At 34.6% G+C, this 23,064-nt stretch carries 20 protein-coding genes and 3 pseudogenes; 20 read left to right on the plus strand and 3 right to left on the minus strand.

All coding sequences use genetic code 11. From position 1 onward, the window contains the following. The first annotated feature begins 36 nt into the window (after positions 1 to 36). The 16 genes and pseudogenes from JCM17102_RS01890 (at position 37) to JCM17102_RS01965 (ending at position 19,265) form a co-directional block, all read left to right on the plus strand. On the plus strand, positions 37 to 1,167 hold the full coding sequence (locus JCM17102_RS01890; RefSeq protein ID WP_033886452.1) for a Wzz/FepE/Etk N-terminal domain-containing protein: 1,131 nt from the start codon (positions 37 to 39) through the stop codon (positions 1,165 to 1,167). 32 nt (positions 1,168 to 1,199) lie between these two features. After that, positions 1,200 to 3,127 (plus strand): annotated as a pseudogene (locus JCM17102_RS25795) (polysaccharide biosynthesis protein). A gap of 46 nt (positions 3,128 to 3,173) precedes the next feature. After that, a complete protein-coding gene (locus JCM17102_RS01900) occupies positions 3,174 to 4,295 on the plus strand; it encodes an ATP-grasp domain-containing protein (RefSeq protein WP_025073751.1) in 1,122 nt (373 codons plus the stop codon). Next, positions 4,292 to 5,287: an NAD-dependent epimerase/dehydratase family protein gene (locus tag JCM17102_RS01905; protein ID WP_025073752.1), complete on the plus strand. Its 996-nt coding sequence runs from the start codon at positions 4,292 to 4,294 to the stop codon at positions 5,285 to 5,287. Before JCM17102_RS01900 ends, JCM17102_RS01905 begins: the two co-directional genes overlap by 4 nt. Then, entirely contained in the window at positions 5,284 to 6,255 is a 972-nt protein-coding gene (locus JCM17102_RS28775) for a hypothetical protein (protein ID WP_025073753.1), read from the plus strand. Before JCM17102_RS01905 ends, JCM17102_RS28775 begins: the two co-directional genes overlap by 4 nt. Then, on the plus strand, positions 6,239 to 7,369 hold the full coding sequence (rffA, locus tag JCM17102_RS01915) for a dTDP-4-amino-4,6-dideoxygalactose transaminase (protein WP_033886453.1): 1,131 nt from the start codon (positions 6,239 to 6,241) through the stop codon (positions 7,367 to 7,369). Before JCM17102_RS28775 ends, rffA begins: the two co-directional genes overlap by 17 nt. Positions 7,370 to 7,387: 18 nt before the next feature. Next, on the plus strand, positions 7,388 to 8,488 hold the full coding sequence (locus tag JCM17102_RS01920) for a TDP-N-acetylfucosamine:lipid II N-acetylfucosaminyltransferase family protein (RefSeq protein ID WP_025073755.1): 1,101 nt from the start codon (positions 7,388 to 7,390) through the stop codon (positions 8,486 to 8,488). 8 nt (positions 8,489 to 8,496) lie between these two features. Then, entirely contained in the window at positions 8,497 to 9,972 is a 1,476-nt protein-coding gene (locus tag JCM17102_RS01925) for an MOP flippase family protein (RefSeq protein ID WP_025073756.1), read from the plus strand. A gap of 14 nt (positions 9,973 to 9,986) precedes the next feature. Further along, entirely contained in the window at positions 9,987 to 11,192 is a 1,206-nt protein-coding gene (gene wecC / locus JCM17102_RS01930) for a UDP-N-acetyl-D-mannosamine dehydrogenase (protein ID WP_025073757.1), read from the plus strand. Positions 11,193 to 11,209: 17 nt separating this feature from the next. Next, complete coding sequence (gene wecB / locus JCM17102_RS01935) at positions 11,210 to 12,358, plus strand: non-hydrolyzing UDP-N-acetylglucosamine 2-epimerase (protein WP_025073758.1); 1,149 nt, start codon at positions 11,210 to 11,212, stop codon at positions 12,356 to 12,358. A gap of 159 nt (positions 12,359 to 12,517) precedes the next feature. After that, positions 12,518 to 13,540 (plus strand): EpsG family protein, encoded by a 1,023-nt coding sequence (locus JCM17102_RS01940; RefSeq protein WP_025073759.1) that lies wholly within the window; start codon positions 12,518 to 12,520, stop codon positions 13,538 to 13,540. Between the two features lie 74 nt (positions 13,541 to 13,614). Next, on the plus strand, positions 13,615 to 14,646 hold the full coding sequence (locus JCM17102_RS01945; RefSeq protein WP_025073760.1) for a glycosyltransferase: 1,032 nt from the start codon (positions 13,615 to 13,617) through the stop codon (positions 14,644 to 14,646). Between the two features lie 693 nt (positions 14,647 to 15,339). Then, a complete protein-coding gene (locus JCM17102_RS01950) occupies positions 15,340 to 16,485 on the plus strand; it encodes a glycosyltransferase family 4 protein (RefSeq protein WP_025073761.1) in 1,146 nt (381 codons plus the stop codon). Positions 16,486 to 16,768: 283 nt separating this feature from the next. Next, positions 16,769 to 17,377, plus strand: coding sequence for a sugar transferase (locus JCM17102_RS01955; RefSeq protein WP_025073762.1), 609 nt, complete (start codon positions 16,769 to 16,771; stop codon positions 17,375 to 17,377). Positions 17,378 to 17,388: 11 nt separating this feature from the next. Next, on the plus strand, positions 17,389 to 17,973 hold the full coding sequence (locus JCM17102_RS01960; RefSeq protein ID WP_025073763.1) for an acetyltransferase: 585 nt from the start codon (positions 17,389 to 17,391) through the stop codon (positions 17,971 to 17,973). Positions 17,974 to 17,996: 23 nt separating this feature from the next. Then, positions 17,997 to 19,265, plus strand: coding sequence for a DegT/DnrJ/EryC1/StrS family aminotransferase (locus tag JCM17102_RS01965; protein ID WP_025073764.1), 1,269 nt, complete (start codon positions 17,997 to 17,999; stop codon positions 19,263 to 19,265). A 146-nt stretch (positions 19,266 to 19,411) separates the two neighbouring features. On the opposite strand, the gene rbp is transcribed toward JCM17102_RS01965, so the two are convergent. Both rbp and JCM17102_RS01975 read right to left on the minus strand, forming a co-directional pair. Continuing rightward, on the minus strand, positions 19,412 to 19,756 hold the full coding sequence (gene rbp, locus JCM17102_RS01970) for an RNA-binding regulator (protein WP_025073765.1): 345 nt from the start codon (positions 19,754 to 19,756) through the stop codon (positions 19,412 to 19,414). Between the two features lie 16 nt (positions 19,757 to 19,772). Further along, positions 19,773 to 20,216, minus strand: coding sequence for a cold-shock protein (locus tag JCM17102_RS01975; protein ID WP_025073766.1), 444 nt, complete (start codon positions 20,214 to 20,216; stop codon positions 19,773 to 19,775). Between the two features lie 509 nt (positions 20,217 to 20,725). Here JCM17102_RS01975 and JCM17102_RS01985 point away from each other — a divergent pair. The 4 genes and pseudogenes from JCM17102_RS01985 (at position 20,726) to JCM17102_RS02000 (ending at position 22,727) form a co-directional block, all read left to right on the plus strand. After that, positions 20,726 to 21,241, plus strand: a complete 516-nt coding sequence (locus JCM17102_RS01985; protein ID WP_025073767.1) for an HU family DNA-binding protein — start codon at positions 20,726 to 20,728, stop codon at positions 21,239 to 21,241. A gap of 6 nt (positions 21,242 to 21,247) precedes the next feature. Further along, the gene (locus JCM17102_RS01990; protein ID WP_025073768.1) at positions 21,248 to 21,598 is read left to right on the plus strand and encodes a hypothetical protein; all 351 of its coding nucleotides are present in this window, start codon (positions 21,248 to 21,250) and stop codon (positions 21,596 to 21,598) included. A gap of 28 nt (positions 21,599 to 21,626) precedes the next feature. Beyond that, a pseudogene (locus JCM17102_RS25800) lies at positions 21,627 to 22,063 on the plus strand (N-acetylmuramoyl-L-alanine amidase); the annotation flags it as partial. Between the two features lie 97 nt (positions 22,064 to 22,160). Beyond that, on the plus strand, positions 22,161 to 22,727 hold the full coding sequence (locus JCM17102_RS02000; protein WP_025073769.1) for a 5'-methylthioadenosine/S-adenosylhomocysteine nucleosidase family protein: 567 nt from the start codon (positions 22,161 to 22,163) through the stop codon (positions 22,725 to 22,727). Here the strand turns inward: JCM17102_RS02000 and JCM17102_RS29405 are convergent. Continuing rightward, positions 22,697 to 23,055, minus strand: a pseudogene (locus tag JCM17102_RS29405) (YbaN family protein). The gene JCM17102_RS02000 and the pseudogene JCM17102_RS29405 overlap by 31 nt on opposite strands. Positions 23,056 to 23,064 lie beyond the last annotated feature (9 nt).

A 23,064-nucleotide genomic window follows, 5' to 3' on the forward strand; every position in this document is an offset into this window, starting at 1 on the left:
GTTGCTAACCTGATAAAGAAATAACAGATATCTACCATGACAGAACAGAAACTATCCAAAGACCTCCCAACTGTATCTAACGACCCGAAGACCGATGAGATGGAAATTGATTTGATGGATATCTTACGCAAATTAATAAGTATTCGTAAGACTTTGTACAAAGCTGCTGGGATAGGCTTGATTATAGGTATAATAGTTGCTTTAAGTATTCCGAAACAATATACTGTTAAAGTAACTCTATCTCCCGAAATGGGTAATTCCAACGGTAACAATGGTCTTGCTGGTCTTGCCGCTTCTTTTTTAGGCAGTGGAACAACTGTTGGTGATGGTACGGATGCATTGAATGCTTCTCTTTCGTCTGACATTGTATCTTCTACTCCTTTTCTGTTGGAACTATTTGAGATTAATGTTCCTGCTGTGGATAAGGGTGAGGATATAACCTTAACTTCTTATTTGGATACCCAGTCTTCTCCCTGGTGGGGTTACATTTTAGGTATGCCTGGCAAAGTGATAAGTGGTGTGAAAGCATTGTTTATATCTGACAAAGAAGAAAGTGCTGCTGATAAACAGAAGTCGGGAACAATTACATTAACCAAAAAGGAAAAAAGAAAAATAGATGCTTTGAAGAAAAATATATCGGCTACAGTAGACAAGAAGACCGCTATTACCAGCGTATCTGTCACTTTGCAAGACCCTATGGTTGCCGCATCTGTTGCCGATTCGGTTGTTCATAAATTGCAGGAATGTATAATCGGCTATCGCACTTCCAAAGCTAAAGAAGATTGTATTTATTTGGAGAAACTGTTCAAGGAACGTCAGGATGAATACTATACCGCCCAAAAGAAATATGCGGAGTATGTGGATACCCATGACAATCTGATCCTTCAAAGTGTTCGTGCCGAACAGGAGCGTTTGCAGAACGATATGAGTCTGGCCTATCAAGTCTACAGTCAGGTTGCTACTCAATTACAGGTAGCGCGTGCTAAAGTTCAGGAAGAGAAGCCTGTCTTTGCTATAGTCGAGCCTGCCGTCGTTCCACAAAAACCTTCTGGTACCGGAAAGAAAGTGTATGTGATTTTTTGTGTATTTCTGGCTGTGCTTCTGGCATCTGTATGGAAACTATGGATAAAAGATATTTTGGATAAGCTGAAGAAAGAGCTTGCATAATGTTTAATGGGGAATAAATATAAAATATTATCATGAAGAAATCATTAGAAAAGTTCCTTCAATATACCAGTCGGAATTTTTTTAGTTGCTGGCTGATTTTAGGGTAGATACGGTCATTGCTAGCTTATGCACATTGTTTACTTTTATCGGTATTCATTATATAACAGGTATAGAATGGAATACTACTCAATTGATTCAGGTGATTGCTGTTGCTTTACTGTCCAGCATAATTGGAGATCTGATATTCAATACCTTCCGCAATACGATTCGCTATTCCGAGATAAAGGATCTATGGCGTATCACATGTAGTGTCCTGTTTAAAACGTTATGCATGACAATGTTTGTATTCTTCTTTTTCAAGGAAGACAAACTGTTCAGTAGTCAGAATTTGGTATTTGTCATTTCTGACGGAATGCTTACCTTGATTACTCTGATCGGTCTTCGGGTACTAGTTATTGTCACCTATGAATCCCTTATTGGTATTGTCCGTAAAACGGATACAAAGGTTCTGATTTATGGAACCGATGACAAAAGTGTCGCTCTAAAAACCCGTTTACGTAACAGTTCTCACTATAAGATATCTGGTTTTTGTATTTATAGTCGTGACCATAGTCGTAGAATACTTGTAGATTCGCGGGTTTATTCTTTTAGCAATAAAGAGAGTTTTGATTTTTTGATAAAAAAGCACCATATTCAAGGCATTCTGTTTGCTCGAAATGAATCAATCAAAGAGGAAGAGGACCGTCTTCTTGAATATTGTAAAAGTAGTGGTGTAAAGACTTTGATCGCTCCTTCAATCAGTGAAGCTGATGCGAACGGGCTTTTTCATCAATTTGTTCGTCCTATCAGAATAGAGGATCTGTTAGGACGTGAAGAAATCAAAATTAATATGGATGAGATTGCTTCCGAATATTGTAATAAGACAATATTGGTGACAGGAGCTGCCGGAAGTATTGGTAGCGAGTTGTGCAGGCAATTGGCCCAAATAGGGGTTCGTAAATTGATCTTGTTTGATTCTGCCGAAACCCCTCTTCATAATGTCCGTCTGGAGTTTGAGAAGAAATATCCTAATATCGATTTTGTCCCCGTCATTGGTGACGTTCGTGTAAAGCAACGTATACGTATGGTTTTTGAACTGTATCATCCACAAATTGTATTCCATGCAGCCGCTTATAAACATGTTCCTCTGATGGAGGAAAATCCCTGCGAAGCTGTCTATGTTAATGTGATCGGTTCCCGTCAAGTTGCTGAAATAGCAGTCGAATATGAGGCAGAGAAAATGATCATGATTTCTACGGATAAAGCTGTCAATCCTACAAATGTGATGGGGGCTTCCAAACGTCTGGCTGAAATTTATGTCCAAAGTTTGGGAACTGCTATCAAAGAAGGAAAAGTAAAAGGAAAGACCAAATTCATTACAACTAGGTTTGGTAATGTCTTAGGTAGTAATGGTTCGGTGATCCCTCGTTTCAAAGAGCAAATAGAAAATGGTGGTCCTGTAACTGTAACGCATCCTGATATTATTCGTTATTTTATGACTATTCCCGAGGCTTGTCGCTTGGTGATGGAAGCTGGTATGATGGGTGAAGGTAATGAGATTTTTGTTTTTGAGATGGGTGAGCCTGTTAAGATTGTAGATTTGGCAACGCGTATGATTGAGTTAGCAGGCTATCGTCTAGATGAAGACATAAAGATTGAGTTTACAGGCTTACGTCCAGGAGAGAAACTGTATGAAGAATTATTGAGTACAGAGGAGAATACCCTTCCAACTTCCAACAAGAAAATTAAAATAGCTAAAGTTCGTCGTTACGAATATAATGATGTACTAGAAGCTTATGCTGATTTCGAAAATCTTGCTCGTAATGTTGAGATCATGAATACGGTTACTTTAATGAAAAAGATACTTCCGGAATTTATATCGAAAAATTCACGATTTGAGGTTTTAGATAGTCAGTATTGAAAGATGAAGAGAATAATCATAGTATTAGTGACAAATTCTATTAATAATGAGAAAGATTGCAATAATTGGTGGTAGCTATTTACAACTGCCTGCTGTTCTAAAAGCAAAGGAACTCGGTTTAGAAGTTCATTGTTTTTCGTGGATTGATGGAGCTGTTTGTGCTGAACATTCAGACTATTTCTATCCTATTTCAATAATGGAAAAAGAAGAGATTTTAGTAAAATGTAAAGAAATAGGGATCGATGGTATTACTTCAATCTCTTCTGATGTAGCCGTATTGACGGTTAATTATATTGCAAGTCATTTGGGGCTAATATCTAATCCTGATGAATATACTTTGATAACTACCAATAAATATGAGATGCGTCAATCTTTTGCAGAAAACAAAGTTCCTTCTCCTCGTTTTACAATTGCCGACAGTCATGATAACTATGATATTACAGGATTTCATTTTCCATTAATAGTAAAACCTACAGACCGTTCTGGTAGTCGTGGGGTGGAAAAAGTTCTTGATCCTATTCAATTGGATATGGCAATAACTCGAGCGCAAAATGAGTCTTTCAGTAAAACTGCTATTATTGAGGAATTTGTAACTGGTCGTGAAATAAGTGTTGAGTCTATTTCATTCAATGGAGTACATTATATCTTGCAGATTACAGATAAAGTAACTACTGGAGAACCTTATTTTGTTGAGTTAGAACATCATCAGCCATCTTCTTTGCCTGATAATATAAAGCAAAGGGTGGAAAAGATAGTTTTGACAGCTTTGGATGCATTACATATACGATATGGTGCATCTCATTCAGAATTGAAAGTTACAGAAGATGGCGATATTTGTGTTATTGAAATTGGTGCACGTATGGGGGGCGATTTTATTGGTTCAGATTTGGTTAAACTTTCTACAGGATATGATTTTCTTGAAGCAACAATTAAAGTTGCAATGGGAGAATTTAAAGAACCGAAAATTACAGAAAAAAGTTATTCTGGAGTATATTTTTTAAGTAAGGAAACAGAAAGTCTAGTATCAATTATTGAAAATTGGAAAGATTATCCTGAGATTGTTGAAGCTAAAATAACAAATCCTAATTTACGTAATATTGAATGTAGTGTAGATAGGAGTGGTTACTTTATATATAAATCTAAAACAAATAAATTTAATAGGGTATGATTTTATTAGTCGGTGCAACAGGTTATTTAGGTAGATATTTGTCAGTCTATTTGAAGGAATTAGGATATGATATTTTAGCATTAGGTCGTTCAAAGGCTGTTCAGACATTTTTTGAAGAAAATCAAATACCATTTCAATTTTTTGATATAACAGATGAGTCTTCCTATTTATCTTTGCCTAAAGATGGTGTTGAAGCAATAGTGTGTCTCTCTGCATGTTTGGCGGAACATGAAACTCCTGTACATAAGTTTTTTGATATTAATACTTTAGGAGTGTATAAACTATTGGAATATGCAAGGATGAATGGTATTAATAAATTTATCCTTACTTCATCACACAAGGTGTATAATGATATAGATAAGCTGATTATTTCGGAAGCAGATGGTATTTCATTCAGAGGAGATCATTCCCCGTATATTATATCTAAAATAGCTGCAGAAAATTTTGTACAATACTATCAGAAAGACTTTGGTATTCAAGGAATTGTTCTACGTTTGACAGGTGTACATGGTTATGGAGAAATATTGGGACATCTGAATACGGATGGTTCATACAAAAAGAGTACTTTTGAACTTTTCTTTGAACGTATTTTGGAAGGTAAGAAGATAGAAGTTTGGGGAGACCAAACGATAAAACGTGATCATATTTATATAAAGGATGTTTTATCTGCAATAAAAGCTTCCATTGATACTAAAGATGCAGCGGGAATTTATACCATTGCTTCAGGTATAGGCTATTCACAATATGATGAAGCTAAAGCTTTAAATGAGGTATTTGGGAATAATAAATCTGAGATTGAACTTCATCCAGAAAAGCCTGGGCTTACTAGAGGATATGTCTATTCAATAGATAAAGCAAAAAATGAGTTGTTATGGAAACCACAATATACAGATATTGTGACTTTGTATTCAGATTATAAAAAAGAGTGGGAGTCTAAGCGATTCCACAATTATCATTTCATAAAGGAAGCTGATAAGCCTAAAACTTTATGACAAAAATATCACCTATAGCTACTGCTAATAGAGCTTGTACTTTATTATATAGCTATATAAGTCAATATAGTAAAGGAACATATTTATTACCTGTAAATGTTTGTCCTGATGTACCATTGACATTTTGTTTAGCAAATGTTTCTTTTGAATTTGTAGATATTGATGAGAAAACGTTGTGCATAAACAAATCAGCGTGTCTTAATAAAATTCGAAAGAATATTGATAAATATCAAGGAATAGTATTTGTTCGAACCTATGGTTTTTTGGATAATGCTTCAGATTTCTTTGATACGCTTCATTCTGAGTCACCGGATTTAAGAATTATTGATGATCGATGCTTGTGTATTCCTGATATTAATGCAGATATGCAAGGAGCGGATATGTTACTTTATAGTACGGGGCATTGCAAACAAATAGATCTGGGCAAAGGAGGATTGGCTGTATTCAGAAATGTCGGATCTTATAAAATAGAGAAAAATGTATTATATGATGGTACAGATGAAGTAGCGATATATAAGGAGGCATTTTCTAGTAACAAACCTTTTGATAGAATCCCATCAGGGTGGCTTTGTCTTGATTATCTTGATATAAGTCTAGATACATATTTATCTCAAATAGAGAATTATTCTATAGAACGAAATTTATGTAGGGATAAATTAAATGAAATATATAAGACTCATCTTCCTGAAAGTATTCAACTACCAAATGAATATCAGAATTGGCGTTTTAATATAAGTGTTGATTTCTCATTAAAAGATGTGATACTTAAAAAAATATTTGAAAGTAATTTATTTGCTAGTTCCCATTATAATAGCGCTAATCGACTATTTAATTATGATATTTATTCAAACTCTGAACGACTACATTCTCGTGTAATTAATTTATTTAATGACAAGTATTATTCAGAAGATAAAGCTCTTCGTACGTGTGAAATTATAAATAATATAATAAATGAATATTCCTTTTAATCGTCCTTTCCTTACCGGCAAGGAGGCACACTATATGTATCAAGCAGTATATACCGGTAAACTATCTGGTAATGGTTCTTTTACAAAGAGATGCCAGAATTTTTTTGAAAAGCAATATGGTTTTAAGAAGGCTTTGTTGACCACTTCTTGTACGGATGCACTTGAGATGTGTGCTATTTTGTCTGATGTACATCCCGGCGATGAGGTTATAGTACCATCATATACGTTTGTTTCTTCAGCTCTTGCTTTTGTCCGTCAGGGAGCTAAAATTGTATTTGCAGATAGTATGGCCTCCAATCCAAATATTGATCCTGAGAAATTAGAATCATTGATAACTCCTAAAACAAAAGTTATAGTGCCCGTTCATTATGCGGGTGTTGCTTGTAATATGGATCGTATAATGGAAATTGCTAATCGACACAACATTCTCGTAGTAGAAGATGCAGCACAAGCCATAGATTCTTATTATAAAGATCGTCCTTTAGGGAGTATTGGACATATGTCAGCATTTTCTTTTCATGAAACAAAAAATATTATATCTGGTGAGGGGGGCTTATTGGCTATAAATGATGAACGTTTTATTCGTCGTTCAGAGATTATTTGGGAGAAAGGAACTAATCGTTCTGAGTTCTTTCGCGGTGAGGTCAATAAATATGGCTGGGTAGATACAGGCTCTTCTTTTTTGCCTTCTGAAGTAATAGCAGCTTTTCTATGGGCTCAATTAGAGAATATGGAAATGATTCAAAATCAGCGTAAGGCTATATGGAACAAATATTATAATGGATTAAGTGATTTAGAAAAAAGAGAAATCATCAAATTGCCAGATGTTCCTGCATATGCCACTAACAATGCCCATATGTTTTATATAATCTGTCGTTCGTTGGAGGAAAGAACTGCTTTAATTAAGTTTTTGAAAGATAATGGTATTTTGTCTGTATTCCATTATTTAAGTTTGCATCTAAGTGATTATTATACTTCTCATTATAATGATATCCCTAATCTTCCTCAATGTGATAGATATGCAAATTGTTTGGTAAGACTTCCGATGTATTATGAATTAAAGAATGAAGAAGTTCAATATATAATTGACAACATCAATCTTTTTTTTAGTTGATCTTTACCGCTTATCTATATGTTATTACATTTATTTGATGACGAGAAAGTAGTTAATAGAACTATAGAGATATTTGAAAAAGCATTGCCTGGAAAAAGTATTTATATATGTTTTATTGATGAAGCTCCACGTTTTGTAAGGGCAACAGATAATCTTTATTTCTATAAAGAAAATGATAGTTTTCAAAGAGATATATTGAAAGATATCAATAAGGTCATAGTTCATTTTTTATCATATAAAAAGATAAAGTTCATACAAAAGTATATTCCTCAATCTATTCCGTGTTATTGGAATATCTGGGGGGGAGATTTATATAATGGCATACTTGCTTATAGAGGATATCCAATTTATTATGAACCAAGATTTTTGGGATATAAATCATTTATATATAAAGTTTTGCATGAAATAAAAGTATTACCTCCCAAGCAACGAACTGTATTGAAGTTCATTAAAGAACGTATAACCCATTTTGTTAGTAATTCGGATTATAATATTGCGAAACAATATATTGGCAAGTATATAAATGGAGTTCAGGTCACTGGATTTAGATATTATTCCATTGATACTATTTTGGGACCATTGATAGAGAAAACAGTTAATGGTAATCTTATTTTGCTTGGTAATTCTGCCTCCTTTACTAATAACCATTCTTATGCTTTTAAGATTTTGTCCAAATTAAATTTGAATGGTAAAAAGATTGCTGTACCATTAAGCTATGGAGGATCTCCCCAATATATTAGACATATTACAGAACAAGGACATCAAAATTGGGGGACCTCTTTTGTTCCCCTCTACAAGTTTCTACCTCTTGATGAATATAATCAGCTAATGACAACTGCTGAAATCTGTATATTTCCAAGTTGGCGTCAAGAGGCTTTTGGAAATATAGTTATAGCTTTATATCTAGGTGCAAAGGTCTTTTTATCTGAAAAGTCTTCATTAGTTAAGTATTTTGAGAGTATTGGTGTTGTTGTATATACGATTGAACAGATAAAACAGGAAGATATTAATATTCCTCTATCTGATGAGATAAAGAGTTTAAATCGAAAAATCCTATTTGACTTGTTGAGTGAAAAGACAATTATTAAGGCTATTTGTACTATTTGGGGAGATAATTAACTGGTAATATGAGTTTGTTTTCTGCTGCTATAAAAGGGGTTGCTTGGAGTTCTGCATCAACAATTGTGAGAAGTATTGTTTCCTTGCTTCAAGTATCAATTCTTACTCGCTTTTTAGATAAGACAGAATTTGGTATAGTTGCCATCTGTACACTTTTCATTGGATTTAGTCAAATCTTCATGGATTTGGGCTTTTCAATAGGTATTATTCATAAACAGGATATAACTCCACAACAATATAGCTCTTTGTTTTGGTTAAATATATTTTCGGGTATTTTGATTACTGGTATATTATACATGATTTCACCAATCATTGCGGAAGTTTATAATACTCCTTCATTAACAAATATACTATCACTGTTAAGTTTTAGTATACTTTTCTCATCGATCGGTAATCAACATCGAACAGTACAACAGAAGTTGATGCGGTTTAAATATATTTCTGTCATAGAAATATTAGCATCATTGTTGACTTTACTTGTTGCTATTATACTAGTGACAAATGGTTACGGGATTTATAGTTTGGTTTACTCAACCTTATTTAATATCCTATTTTCAAACCTATTGTTTTTCTTCATAGGAATATATAAGGATAGAAATATATCTTTTCATTTTATACTAAAAGATACTTATCCATTTTTAAAAATTGGTATATTTTCCGTTGGTACGCAAGTTTTGGATTATCTCTCTCGGGAAGTGGATGTTATCTTAATTAGCGTAACATTGGGGAAAGAGATATTAGGTGCCTATTCATTATGTAAGAAACTTGTGTTGTCGGTGTATTCTGCGATTACTCCAATTTTAACAAAAGTATTAGCTCCAACATTTGCCTACATACAAAATGATATTAGCCATGTGCGGAAAATTTATTATGATGTTATAGAAACGATTTCGATTATCAATTTTCCAATCTATTTTTTAATCTCTATCTTTTCATATGGAATAATCAACTTTCTGTATGGTGATAACTATACGGATAGTGCAATGATATTGTCATTGCTTTCAATTTATTATGGCTATTTATCTACAGGAAGCCCTGTTGGTAGTTTACAAGCAGCTTTGGGAAGGACAGATACAGGCTTTTATTGGACGATCGTAAGAATTGTATTGAATACTTTAGCCATATTTATAGGCTCTTATTTTAATAATATAGAAGGAATCATATTAAGCTTATTTTTAGTAACACTATTATCTAAACCCATTTCTTGGAGAATAACTGTAAAACCATTGATAAATGGGCATTTCATTGAATATATGATGAAATCCATAAAACCATTACTGATGATTACAGTATATTCTATTCCTTTCTATCTTTTTCTGGGAAAAGTATCGTCAATAATAGTGATTATAGTCTATAGTTTAGTTTACATGCTTGTGTATGGCTTTGTCATCGATAGGCTGCTTCCAAATAGCTACTGTGTAAACTTAATGAAGGTATTTATTAAAAAAATATATATGATAATAAACTGTTATCAAGTAAAATAATTCATTTTTTTATTATGAAAGTATGCTTTATGGGGTTAGGTTATATTGGCCTGCCCACTGCCATTATTGCCGCTAAACATGGCATTCAGGTTATAGGGGTTGATATTAATCCAAAAGTTGTTGAAATGACTAATCAAGGTAAGTTGCATATTGTTGAGCCTGGCATGCAAGAACTGCTTCAGGAAGTTGTTTCTTCTGGGCAATTAAAAGCTTCTACTACTCCTGAAATAAGTGATGCCTATTTTATGGTAGTTCCCACACCTTTTAAAGGAAACCATGAGCCTGATATTTCTTATGTAGAGGCAGCAACTCGTGCAATAATTCCTCTTCTGAAGGAAGGTGATTTGTATGTTATTGAGTCTACATCTCCTGTTGGTACTACTGATAAGATGGCGAAATTAATTTTTGATTTACGTCCCGAACTAACAGATAAAATTTATATTGCCTATTGTCCGGAACGTGTTCTTCCTGGAAATGTAATTTATGAGTTGGTATGTAATGATCGTGTTATCGGTGGCATAAACGAGGTGTCTACGGATAAAGCTATTGCATTTTATAGTCAATTTGTACAAGGTACACTTCACCGTACTAATTGTAAAACTGCTGAGATGTGTAAACTGACAGAGAATTCTTCTCGTGACGTACAAATAGCTTTTGCTAACGAACTTTCTCTAATTTGTGATAAAGCTGGAATTAATGTATGGGAACTGATTGAACTGGCTAACAAGCACCCTCGTGTAAATATCCTTCAGCCTGGATGTGGTGTTGGCGGTCATTGTATTGCTGTTGATCCATATTTTATTACATCTGACTTTCCTATGGAGTCCAAAATTATAGCTACTGCACGGGAAATGAATAATTATAAAGCTTTTTGGTGCGCGGAAAAAGTTCAAAATACAATGTTAAAGTTCGAACTAGAACATCATCGTAAACCTACTATTGCTATGATGGGATTGGCTTTTAAGCCAGATATTGATGACTTACGTGAAGCACCTGCTAAATATATCACAACAAAAGTAATGCAAAGCTGCAATAATGCGGATATACTGGTGGTGGAACCTAATGTACAGGAACACAATGTTTTTAAACTGACAGATTACAAAGAAGCATATATAAAGGCCGACATTGTAGTGTTTTTGGTAGCTCATTCGGTTTTCAAATCTCTTCCTTATGATGACAAGAAAATTATTCTTGATTTTTGTGGTATTTACAAAAAATAATTCAAGCATTTAACGATATGAAGAAAATAATGTTAGTTTTCGGGACACGTCCCGAGGCTATAAAAATGGTTCCTTTGGTAAAAGAATTTCAGAAGAATCCGAAGGAGTTTAAGACTATAGTATGTGTCACAGGTCAGCATCGGGAGATGCTGGATCAAGTATTACATCTGTTTGAAATTACTCCTGATTACGATCTGAATATTATGAAACAAGGACAAGATTTATATGATGTAACGTCACGTGTTTTGGTAGGTATGAGAGATGTGTTGAAAGATTGTAATCCAAATATAGTGTTAGTTCATGGCGATACAACTACTTCTACAGCTGCTGCTTTAGCTGCTTATTATCAGCAGATTCCTGTAGGACATATAGAAGCTGGGCTCCGTACTCATAATATTTACAGTCCTTGGCCAGAGGAGATGAACCGTCAGATTACAGGACGTATTGCTACTTATCATTTTTCTCCTACTCTTTTGAGTAAACAAAATTTATTGAATGAAGGTGTTAAGGATTCAGTTATTACAGTGACTGGTAATACAGTGATTGATGCTCTATATATGGTTGTAGAGAAGATTAAAAATAGCAAGGAGCTTGATAAAGAACTAGAGAATACTTTAAAAGTTTCCGGATATGATATAAATCGTTTACGAGACGGAAAGAAAATGATTTTAATTACCGGTCATCGTCGTGAAAACTTTGGTGATGGTTTTATATCTATATGCCAGGCTATCAAGTCTCTAACAGAGAAATATCCTGAGGTGGATTTTGTGTACCCGATGCATTTAAATCCAAATGTTCGTAAGCCAATACATGAAGTATTTGGTGAAGAACTGTCTAATTTGGGTAATATGTTTTTTATTGAGCCATTGGAGTATCTTTCTTTTGTTTATTTAATGGAAAAATCGACGATTGTATTGACAGATAGTGGAGGTGTTCAGGAAGAAGCACCCGGATTAGGAAAACCTGTTCTTGTGATGCGTGATACGACAGAACGCCCAGAAGCATTGGAAGCTGGAACGGTTAAGTTGGTTGGAACTAACTATGATAAGATTGTGAATGAAGTATCTATTTTACTGAATGATCATGAGTCTTATGAAAAAATGAGTAAAGCTATAAATCCTTATGGCGATGGGTTGGCGTGTGGAAGAATAATTGCTGTTCTTTGATTACATTGTGGTAAGTATTTGGAAATTTATTGCGATAAATATATTTAGATATATTTATTGTATTTGATATAAATTCCAGAAAGAAGGTTGATTTTGTTAAGAGAAGTCTCAAAATTACTGAAGAAATATGATAATAATGGATGTAAAATTAAATAAAATATGGCATTGTATATTGGAGTAGCTATATTATTATTTTATTTTAGTGTAAGTAGAAAAAATATATTAGCATTTTTTAGTTTTATTATTCTTCTCATCTTAGCAAGTATTAGAGGAAATGAAGTTGGATTTGATGTAATCTCATATGCAGAGTCTTTTGAATGGCATACTTATTTATTAGGTGATAGTTATGAGATCGGTTGGAGTTTTCTTTGTTTTTTTATTGATTTGTTTGGAGGAGATTTTCGATGTTTGTTATTCATTTCAGCCTTCTTGACATTATTCCCTCTGTTCGTTTTTTTTAAAAGGGAAAGTGTAAATGCCAATAAATCATATTTGATTTATTATTGTTTGTGTTTCTATTTCATTTGTTTTAATCAAATGCGTCAAGCAATAGCTTTATCTTTTTTTTGTGTGGCATGGCACTTTTATTTCAAAAGACAAAAATTGAAATGCTATTCTTTTTTTATACTTTCAGTACTGTTCCATTACTCTGCATTCTTTTTTGCTACTTTATTTTTGTTATATCCTTTTATAAAAAAAATAAAACTAAATGTTTGGATAAAATTATCAATTATTTCTTTGGTTATAGGTCCATGTATTTCCCCTCTTATCACGAGTGTTATTTCTATTATTGGTATTGATAAATATGCCAATTATGCTGACTATGGAAGTCATTTGGATTTTAATATAGTAGGAGTTTTATTTTTTAATATACTTAGGACAGTAATTTATATTTTTGTTATTAAGAACTGTGTTAGAGTATCTACATTTCAATATATTCCTCTGACATTTTGTGGTATAGTTGTTTCTAATTTATTTAATTATTTAGTAGGAATCGATCGTTTAGTATGGTATGTAACTATTATGGATACAATAACTTTTCCTTATTGTATTCAACAATGTATTTATTTGAGAAATAGAATGATAAATTCTTTTGTGTTCGTTAGTTTTATCTTTTTTACTTTAATTTGGGGACTTCTTCATAATAACCAAGGAGTTGTTCCGTACATAATATTTGATTAGGAATGGAATATGTTTTTTTACTAAATTCTTGTACTCAACCGCGATGTCATAAAAGAATTCGGTCTTTTATTGATTTGGGATATACAGTAAAAGTCTATTCTTTTGATAGAAATTGGTATTCAGTTAATAAACCTGTAGATTTTGATATTGAGATATTAGCTGATATATCTAGTGGTTCATATATGAAAAGATTATATATCTATTTCAAAGCATTATCACCTATATTTAAGAAACATGGGAAGAAATGTATTTATTATTGTTTTGGAATGGATTTAGCATTAGTCACTTTGCTATTTAAAAGAAAGTATATATATGAAGAAAGTGATTTAATGTATTTAGAATATAATAATATTTTGATTCCTTTTTTTAAGTTCCTTGATAGATTCATACAAAAAAGGTCTATTGCATCAGTTCTGACTTCAAGTGGCTTTCTTGATTATTTATATTCTACTGTTCCAACTAATATTTTTGTTATTCCAAATAAATTAGATTCTTACTTTTTAAATCAAAAACGTCCTGGTATTAAAAAATATAATCCGGAAAAAATACGATTTGCTTTTATTGGCTTACTTCGATATCCTAATACAATTTTCCCTTTCATTAAGGTCATGAGTAAATTTAATTCTAATTATGAATTTCATATTTGGGGAGATGGTCCTCAATATATGAAAGATCAAATAAATCAATGTGTTAAGGAAAAAGATAATGTTGTTTATCATGGTCCATTTCGTAATCCTCTTGATTTATCTTCAATATATGATACTATTGATATCAATTTTGTTTGCTATGATACTCATGGACGAAATGAAAGAGTGGCAGAACCTAATAAGTTGTATGAATCTATATATTTTAATACTCCAATTATTGTAAGTGAAAACACTTATTTGGCTAAACAAGTAAGGCTAAGAAAAAATGGTTTCATTTTAAATTGTTTTTCAGAGGAAGCAATATACCATTTTTTTGAAAATTTGTCAAATGAAGAACTAAATCATAAGAGTTTTAATGCTTCAAATATTCCATTACATGAAATTGTGGATAGGGGAGAACAAATAAGCGCTTTAACAGCATTTATAAAGAATTCTTCTAATATGGATAAAATACGATAACCATAGAGAATCTGAATCGCTTTGGATGTATGAAAAAATATTAAGAATCATTACAGTTTCTACTAGTCTTGAGATTTTATTAAAAGATCAGTTGATCTTTCTAAATCAATATTATGAACTTGTTGGAGTAGCATCTGGTAGTGATTTTCAAACGAATAGTGCTTGGTCGTACCGATTATGAGAATTTGTTGCCGATGACTATTGGAATAAACAACAATAAATATTAGGCAACAATCCTATTTTTGACAAATTTTATAAATGAATTGCTTAAATGCGACTTTCTGTATAGGATATGTCAAAATTGGTCACTAACAAAACGCTTAAATATATGGATACTTTTGATGGTTTCTACTCGATCGAAAATTTAATCTTGCCCCCCTTTGGTTGGTGTGTACTTATATAATCATATCGACTTGCAAAATGCAGCGTATACCAGTGCTTGAATGCTTCAAGAGTATTTTCTATAAGATTGTTAAAAGTTGTGTGAATTACAATAATTTGTTACCATTGGTTTTTGGAGTATGTAATTACAATTATTAAAAATCAGTTCAGCTTTTGGGTTTATTATAAGGAACCTACTTTGAGGCGGCTTTCTTTGACAAACATATCAAAATTGGGTGCCAACTAAAAATTACATTTTGAGACATAGATATTCAGTGCCATTGATTTTATTTTATAAAATGACAATAAAAAATGAAAACTAAATTGATAAGGGCATCAACCGTTCCTCAGTCTCTTGCGACTTTTTGTACTGGATTTTTAAAGGAATTGTCTGAGGATTATGAAGTGGTAGCATTATCATCACATGGTGAAGCAATGAGTTTTATTGCGGAACATGAGGGCATTAGAACTATAGCTGTTGATATGGAGAGGCATATATCTCTTAAAAAGGATATCATATCACTTTGGTTACTGATGAAAGTTCTTCGTAAAGAAAGGCCAGCTATTATACATAGTATTACACCCAAAGCCGGATTGCTGTGTATGGTGGCCGCATGGGTTATAAGAGTACCTTATCGAATACATACTTTTACAGGATTAGTATTCCCGACCTCTACAGGTTTGAAGCGTAAGGTTTTAATGGTCACTGATTGGATAACTTGTGCCTGTGCCACTCATATTATCCCCGAAGGTGAGGGAGTGAAAGAAGATTTGTTAAATTATAGGATAACCAGAAAGCCGATTAAAGTATTAGGTTATGGTAATGTGCGAGGTGTTGATCTTGTACATTATGATCGTACGATTAAAGTAATTAAAGATGCTGAAGATATCGAGGATAAAACACTTTTCACATTCGTTTTTATTGGACGCATTGTTCGTGATAAGGGAATCAATGAATTAATTGAGGCTACTAGGCGCCTTCAATGTGAAGGTTACAAATTTAGAATTCTTTTAGTTGGTCCATTTGAAGACGATTTAGATCCAATAAACGAAAGAACTAAAGATTTTATCATTAAATCGTCTTGTATAAGAGCTGTTGGTAGACAAAACGATGTGCGTCCTTGGTTAGCGGCCTCTGATGTATTGGTATTTCCAAGTTATCGTGAAGGTTTTCCCAATGTAGTTTTAGAAGCAGGCGCAATGGGATTACCATCTATTGTGACAGACATTAATGGATCCCGTGAAATTATCCAAAATGGTGTAAACGGTATAATCATTCCATTCCAGAATGTTGATGCCTTATATCATGCAATGAAAGATTTTTTGGATAACCCGGAAGAAGTGAAGCGTATGTCATCAACTGCAAGAGGTATTATTGCTGAGAGATATGAGCAAAGTTTCGTACGAAAATGTCAAAAGGATTTCTATAAGGAAATTCTAGGAAATAATATCCATTGATTATAAAGTGTTTTGTAATGTAATAGGAGATATTGCGTGTGCTTTTAACTATTCTATGGTGAGTAATTATGATATGGCATATCCTGAAATTTCTTTTAATTTGACGTTTGGGATTATATTTGTTTTTAAATCATGTTTGGCTTGGATAAGTTGAGTGCAAGTTTTATATTCCTAAATAACTTTATAGAAGATTATAGGTTATTTTTCAAGATAGTGAACGTATGCTCTCTGCGAAGATTGTTTCACATTCGCTTTATTAAAATCTTTAGTTAAATAACTAATTATGTATAAATGCTTTTTTAAACGAGTAATTGATTTTTGTATTGCTTTTGTAACATTAAGTATCTTATTTTTTCCATTACTAATCATTACTGTTTGGCTTCATTTTGCTAATAAGGGTGCAGGTGCTTTCTTCACGCAGGAGCGCCCTGGTAAAGGTGGAAAGATTTTTAAGGTGATGAAGTTTAAAACCATGACCGATGAATGTGATGCCGAGGGTAACCTCCTACCTGATGCAGATCGCTTAACCTCCGTAGGCAAGTTTATACGCTCTACTTCAATAGACGAGTTGCCACAGTTGATAAATGTACTTAAAGGTGACATGTCACTGATTGGTCCTCGTCCATTATTAGTACAATACTTGCCTTTATATAGTAAAGAACAAGCAAGAAGACATGGAGTGCGTCCGGGTATTACTGGTTGGGCACAATGTAACGGGCGTAATGCTATATCGTGGACAAAGAAATTTGAGTTAGATGTATGGTATGTCGATCATTGTTCTTTTTTGCTTGATATGAGAATTCTTTTGATGACTATAAGAAAAGTATTTATACGTGAAGGTATTAGTTCTGAAACTTCTGCTACAATGGAGCCTTTTACCGGAAATAATTAAATCAGAAAGTAATGTTTTTATATGGAGCCAGTGGGCATGCTAAAGTGATCATTGATATTTTGCGTGCAAATAATGAGGTTGTTGAGGGGTTATTTGATGATAATGAGGCAATTCATGATTTGTTAGGTTATCCTGTTTTACACCCTTCGTCTGTTCTAGGGCCATTAATAATTAGTATAGGAAATAATCAGATTCGTTGTAAGATTGCAGATTTATTGTCAGTTGAATTTGGAACCGCTATTCATCCGTTTTCAATTATTTCTGAAACAGCGAAAATTGGAGTAGGAAGTGTTGTGATGCAAGGAGCGATTATTCAATCTTGTGCGAATGTAGGACAGCATTGTATTATAAATACAGGAGCTTCAATAGATCATGAATGTGTTGTAGATGATTACGTACATATTTCTCCCCATTGTACCCTTTGCGGTAATGTGCAGGTTGGAGAGGGGACATGGGTGGGTGCCGGTACAACCATTATACCAGGTGTAAAAGTTGGAAAATGGAGTGTTATTGGTGCGGGATCTGTTGTTACGAAAGATATTCCTGACAATGTATTGGCTGTTGGGAACAGGTGTAAAATAATTAAAAGAATATAATGGTTTTATAATTATATAAACTTATGGATAAACGAATATATCTATGTCTTGCCCACATGTCAGGCAAAGAACAAGGCTTCATTAAAGAGGCGTTCGATACCAATTGGGTAGTGCCTTTAGGACCTAATGTGAATGGATTTGAGGCAGACCTGAAAGAGTTTGTGACAGCGAGTATTGACGAGCTTGAAACAAAGGAGGTCGTTGCTTTGTCTGCAGGTACGGCTGCTGTACATTTGGCATTGATTGCTTGCGGTGTGAAACCTGGAGATGAAGTGATGGTGCAATCGTTTACTTTTTGTGCTTCCTCGCATCCGATCACTTACTTAGGTGCTAAGCCTGTGTTTGTGGATTCGGAAATGGATACCTGGAACATGGATCCTGAACTATTAGAAGTAGCTATCAAAGACCGTATTGAGAAAACCGGAAAGAAGCCAAAAGCGATTGTGCCTGTGTATCTGTATGGTATGCCTGCCAAGATTGATGAAATCATAGCAGTTGCGGAGAAGTACGACATCCCTGTTATCGAGGATGCTGCCGAAGGTTTTGGCTCGAAGTATAATGGGCAGATGTGTGGTACATTCGGAAAATACGGTGTGTTGAGTTTCAATGGTAATAAGATGATTACGACTTCAGGTGGTGGTGCTCTAATAACTCCTTCTGCAGATGATAAGAAAGAAATAATGTTCTATGCTACCCAGGCTCGTGAAGCGTATCCATATTATCAACACGAGAAGATCGGTTATAACTATCGTATGTCAAATATCTGTGCTGGTATCGGTCGAGGTCAGATGACTGTGGCTAACGATCATATTTCTCACCATAAGCACATTCAGAAGATGTATGAGGAGCTGCTTGCTGACATTCAAGGTGTGACTATTCATAGTCAGCCTTCCACAGGGAAATACGATAGCAATTATTGGCTCTGTACCATAACTCTTGACCCATTATTGAGAGTGAGCGGACAGGAAAATGCTTATCAGGTGGTTGTTCAGGGCGCAGTGGGAGGTGCTTCCGGTTTAACTCACGAGGCAAAGGAATTGCATACCGATTGCGAGCCTAATGCTAATGTTGAAGCTATGCGTATTTTCCTTGATGCAAAAGGTATCGAGAGTCGCCCTCTTTGGAAACCTATGCATAAACAACCTGTATATGCTGATGCTGATGCTTATGTGAACGGAGTTTCAGAAGCTCTCTTTAAAGTTGGTATGTGTTTGCCTAGTGGACCATGCGTTACCGATGATGATGTGCGTTACATTGTTGAGTGTATTAAAGAAGCAATTCTTTCCGATTAATACTTCATATCCAATTTTTACTTGCGATTAGTATTGAAAAACTTTTAAAGCATGGATACTTTTTTGTACTCCATGTGTATAAAAAGCGGATGTGTCTGTCGTGACGCATCCGCTTTTATTGATATATCCTTTATATAATTCGGAAATTAATATCTTCCGCCACCATAGCCACCGCCACGGTTTCCACCGCCATAGCCACCACCACGATTTCCACCACCGTAACCGCCACGTCCACCTGAAGGTCTTTCAGTTCTCGGACGCGCTACGCTCACCGCAATAGTTTTGCCTTCAAATTCTGTTTCATTAAGTTCGTTAATAGCTTTTTGACCTTCTTCATCATTCGACATATCAACGAAACCGAATCCGCGTGAACGCCCTGTTTCTCTGTCGGTAATGATATTGGCTGCTGTAACTTCGCCAAACTGTGAGAATAATTCTTGCAAGCTGTCGGATGTTGTACCCCAGCTTAAATTTGCAACATAAATGTTCATTTTCTTTTCTATTTATTTACTTATTAATAATTGAGATGCGCACGGCGTTCATTCCCCGCGTACCACGTTCTATTTCGAATGTTACTATATCTCCTTCTGCAATATTATCCGGAGCTGAACTGATGTGAAAAAAATATTTCTCACCGTTTTCTGCGTCCTTCACAAAACCATAACCTCTGGACTCATTAAAATGATCAATCTGTCCGGTAAAGGGAAGCGGATCCTCCATTACTTCTTGTTTGGAAACTGAGACTGCAATTTCACTGGCATCAATTTCCTCTCTAGGCTTTTCTTGAGGCGTTGAATGAAGTACTCCATTTTCGTCTACATATGCAAGCATTTCTTCAAAACTGCGACTCCCATTATTAAGACGTTCTTCTTTTTTCTTTTGTTTTTCTTCTCTCTTACTTTGCTTCGCTTTTTCTCGATCTCTTTTAGTTGATGTTACTTTTTTTACCATATATAATTGTAATTTATATAATTAAATAGTATATTCTGCTAATGATGCCTTCATCAATTTTCATATACCAAATAATCAATGTTGAAAATGGATATTCTCCAGACAAAAAGGACTAATAATGAGATCAATCTTGAAAATGAGAAAGTCCACTGCAAAATAGCATGGGAATCAAACACAGACAAAGAAGAAGAATCAGAATAAACCTAATTGTTTACCGAGCAAATATAGGTATTATATTTTAAAATCTTGCAATAACGTGATGGTTTTCGTCTTTTATTAGGATAGGAATTGAAATCTTAATAGAAGAAAACATTACTCCTTCCTTTGCTTCTCTGTCGCTTAATTGTTCTAAAACTCCCGCTTTTGGAGATTATTTCCTCTTAGGATGCTTTCTGGGGTAGATATACTCTTGTCGTTTCATGACCGGTGAATATACTGCATCTTTGTATCGTTAACGTTAGCAAAGTAATAAATAACAGTATTCATTAAAATTAAAGAAAGGAAAATTTATGGCAATTCGATTTAGAAGAGTAGAGCGTTTGTGTGATCCAACAGACAAAGCTGCAGGGAAGAAAGTATATCCGGTAATCTCTTATCAGTATGATAATAGTGCTACGCTGGATGAATTTGCAAATGAGATTTCTTCAACTTCCGGGGTAAGCGAGGGAGAGACGATTAGTGTTCTCAAAGATTTTCGTACTTTATTACGAAAGACTTTGCTTGCAGGGCGGTCGGTAAATATCAGCGGATTGGGCTACTTTTACTTATCTGCCCAAAGTAAAGGAACAGATACCGCAGAAGATTTTACCGCAGCTGATATTTCGGGACTGCGTATCTGTTTTCGTGCCAACTCGGATATCCGGTTGCAGACAGGAGGGACAGGTCGTACAAGTGGTTTGAAGTTTAAGGATTTGGATCACATTAATAAGGATTCGGATGGAAATGGAAATAATCCTGGTATTGATGATTCCGGAGATAAAGGTGATCCGGGAGATGGTGGCGAGTCACCGGATCCGACACTTTAATATGCAATGCAAATCACTACAATTCTGGCTTTTATTACCGCTATAGGTGGTTTGGAAGCGATAAAGTGGATGGTGCGATGCATCACTTGCCGTAAGACCGATGCTCGGAGGGAAGAGGCGACTGTTTGTAGTCTGGAAGAGGAAAATCGCCGTAAAAAAGTGGACTGGCTGGAAGAACGTCTGACTCAAAGGGACGAAAAAATAGATGGACTCTATGCCGAACTTCGCAAGGAACAGGAAGATAAAATAAACTGGATACATAAGTGTCATGAAGTGGAGCTGATTCAGAAAGAATTTGAAGTGAAGAGGTGTGAAATCAGGGGGTGCGCAAAGCGCATCCCTCCCTCTGATTACTAAAAAAAATAATTGATTAATGACAAATATAATGAGAAAGATAGATTCTATTATCATACATTGTTCGGCTACGAAAGCCGGACAGGATTTTACTGTAATGGATATTGATGGCTGGCATCGTAAGCGTGGATTTAACGGAATCGGATATCATTATGTGATTCGTTGGATGGGAAAGTAGAGAAAGGACGTGATATATCTTTAGTTGGTGCTCACTGCAAAGGTTGGAATGAGCGAAGTATCGGAGTATGTTATATTGGTGGTTTAGATAAGAACGGATGTCCGGCGGATACGCGTACCAATGAGCAAAAACATACGCTTTATCAATTAGTTATCGATTTGAAGAATAAATATGATATTCATCAAGTGCTAGGACATCGGGATACTTCACCGGATTTGGATGGAGATGGAGTGGTTGAATCTTGTGAATATATAAAGTCTTGTCCTTGTTTCGATGTTAAGTCTTGGCTGGGTAGGAAAAATTCAATAAAATAGTTACTTTTGTACATTTAATATGTAATTGGTTTATTCCCGTATAAATAAAAGTTGTATAAATAAAGAGGTATTTATGTTGAAAATTTTAGTAACCTACGCTGTTCAAGGTGAGTTTGTAGAGATAAAATGGCCTGAAGTGGAACCTTATTACATTCGTACAGGCATTGGTAAAGTGAAGGCAGCTTTTCATTTGGCGGAAGCGATTCGTCAGGTGCAACCGGATTTAGTTTTGAATCTTGGTACAGCTGGAACCGTTAATCACCAAGTAGGAGATATCTTTGTTTGTCGTAAGTTTGTGGATCGTGATATGCAAAAGATGACAGATTTTGGATTGGAGTCAGAAATTGACTCGTCTGTTTTACTTAAAGAAAAAGGTTTTTGTGAACATTGGACGGAAGAAGGAGTTTGCAATACAGGAGATAGTTTCTTGACGGAGCTGACTCATGTCACTGGAGATGTCGTAGATATGGAAGCTTATGCGCAGGCATTTGTTTGCCGGGCGAAAGAAATACCTTTTATTTCGGTGAAATACGTGTCGGATATCATTGGACAGAATTCGGTGAAACTTTGGGAGGATAAGCTGGCAGAGGCCCGTCAGGAACTTTCACGTTATTTCAACGTTTTAAAAGAAAGAATATGATAAGTGACTCCTGTTGCTATCAGTGCAAGGAGTATTTTTACCCATAAAAGTGGGATCAAGAAGAATATACAATAAGACATGGTTCCCCACATGAGAGTGAGGGAAATTATTTTGGCGCGTAAAGGTATTGCTTTGTTCTCGCGGAAGTTACGAATGTATGGTCCGAAATGCCGATGATTTAATAGCCAATTATATAATCGAGGTGATCCTTTGAAATAAAGGGCAGCAGTAAGTAATAAGAAGGGGGTAGTAGCAATAACGGCAAAAATATACCGAGAATGCCGAGTGCCAGAGAGATGCTTCCTAAAACAATACAGAGAGTTTTCATGCAGCAAAG

This window comes from Bacteroides faecichinchillae JCM 17102, assembly GCF_000614145.1.
In the GTDB taxonomy this organism is placed as follows: domain Bacteria; phylum Bacteroidota; class Bacteroidia; order Bacteroidales; family Bacteroidaceae; genus Bacteroides; species Bacteroides faecichinchillae.

Coding starts and splice junctions, on each gene's coding strand:
- JCM17102_RS01990 (WP_025073768.1), top strand. CDS start 21,248: ATGCAAATCACTACAATTCTGGCTTTTATTACCGCTATAGGTGGTTTG.
- JCM17102_RS01985 (WP_025073767.1), top strand. CDS start 20,726: ATGGCAATTCGATTTAGAAGAGTAGAGCGTTTGTGTGATCCAACAGAC.
- wecC (WP_025073757.1), top strand. CDS start 9,987: ATGAAAGTATGCTTTATGGGGTTAGGTTATATTGGCCTGCCCACTGCC.
- JCM17102_RS01940 (WP_025073759.1), top strand. CDS start 12,518: ATGGCATTGTATATTGGAGTAGCTATATTATTATTTTATTTTAGTGTA.
- JCM17102_RS01965 (WP_025073764.1), top strand. CDS start 17,997: ATGGATAAACGAATATATCTATGTCTTGCCCACATGTCAGGCAAAGAA.
- rffA (WP_033886453.1), top strand. CDS start 6,239: ATGAATATTCCTTTTAATCGTCCTTTCCTTACCGGCAAGGAGGCACAC.
- wecB (WP_025073758.1), top strand. CDS start 11,210: ATGAAGAAAATAATGTTAGTTTTCGGGACACGTCCCGAGGCTATAAAA.
- JCM17102_RS01975 (WP_025073766.1), bottom strand. CDS start 20,216: ATGGTAAAAAAAGTAACATCAACTAAAAGAGATCGAGAAAAAGCGAAG.
- JCM17102_RS01955 (WP_025073762.1), top strand. CDS start 16,769: ATGTATAAATGCTTTTTTAAACGAGTAATTGATTTTTGTATTGCTTTT.
- JCM17102_RS01890 (WP_033886452.1), top strand. CDS start 37: ATGACAGAACAGAAACTATCCAAAGACCTCCCAACTGTATCTAACGAC.
- JCM17102_RS01900 (WP_025073751.1), top strand. CDS start 3,174: ATGAGAAAGATTGCAATAATTGGTGGTAGCTATTTACAACTGCCTGCT.
- JCM17102_RS01960 (WP_025073763.1), top strand. CDS start 17,389: ATGTTTTTATATGGAGCCAGTGGGCATGCTAAAGTGATCATTGATATT.
- JCM17102_RS01950 (WP_025073761.1), top strand. CDS start 15,340: ATGAAAACTAAATTGATAAGGGCATCAACCGTTCCTCAGTCTCTTGCG.
- JCM17102_RS02000 (WP_025073769.1), top strand. CDS start 22,161: ATGTTGAAAATTTTAGTAACCTACGCTGTTCAAGGTGAGTTTGTAGAG.
- rbp (WP_025073765.1), bottom strand. CDS start 19,756: ATGAACATTTATGTTGCAAATTTAAGCTGGGGTACAACATCCGACAGC.
- JCM17102_RS01925 (WP_025073756.1), top strand. CDS start 8,497: ATGAGTTTGTTTTCTGCTGCTATAAAAGGGGTTGCTTGGAGTTCTGCA.
- JCM17102_RS01905 (WP_025073752.1), top strand. CDS start 4,292: ATGATTTTATTAGTCGGTGCAACAGGTTATTTAGGTAGATATTTGTCA.
- JCM17102_RS01920 (WP_025073755.1), top strand. CDS start 7,388: ATGTTATTACATTTATTTGATGACGAGAAAGTAGTTAATAGAACTATA.
- JCM17102_RS28775 (WP_025073753.1), top strand. CDS start 5,284: ATGACAAAAATATCACCTATAGCTACTGCTAATAGAGCTTGTACTTTA.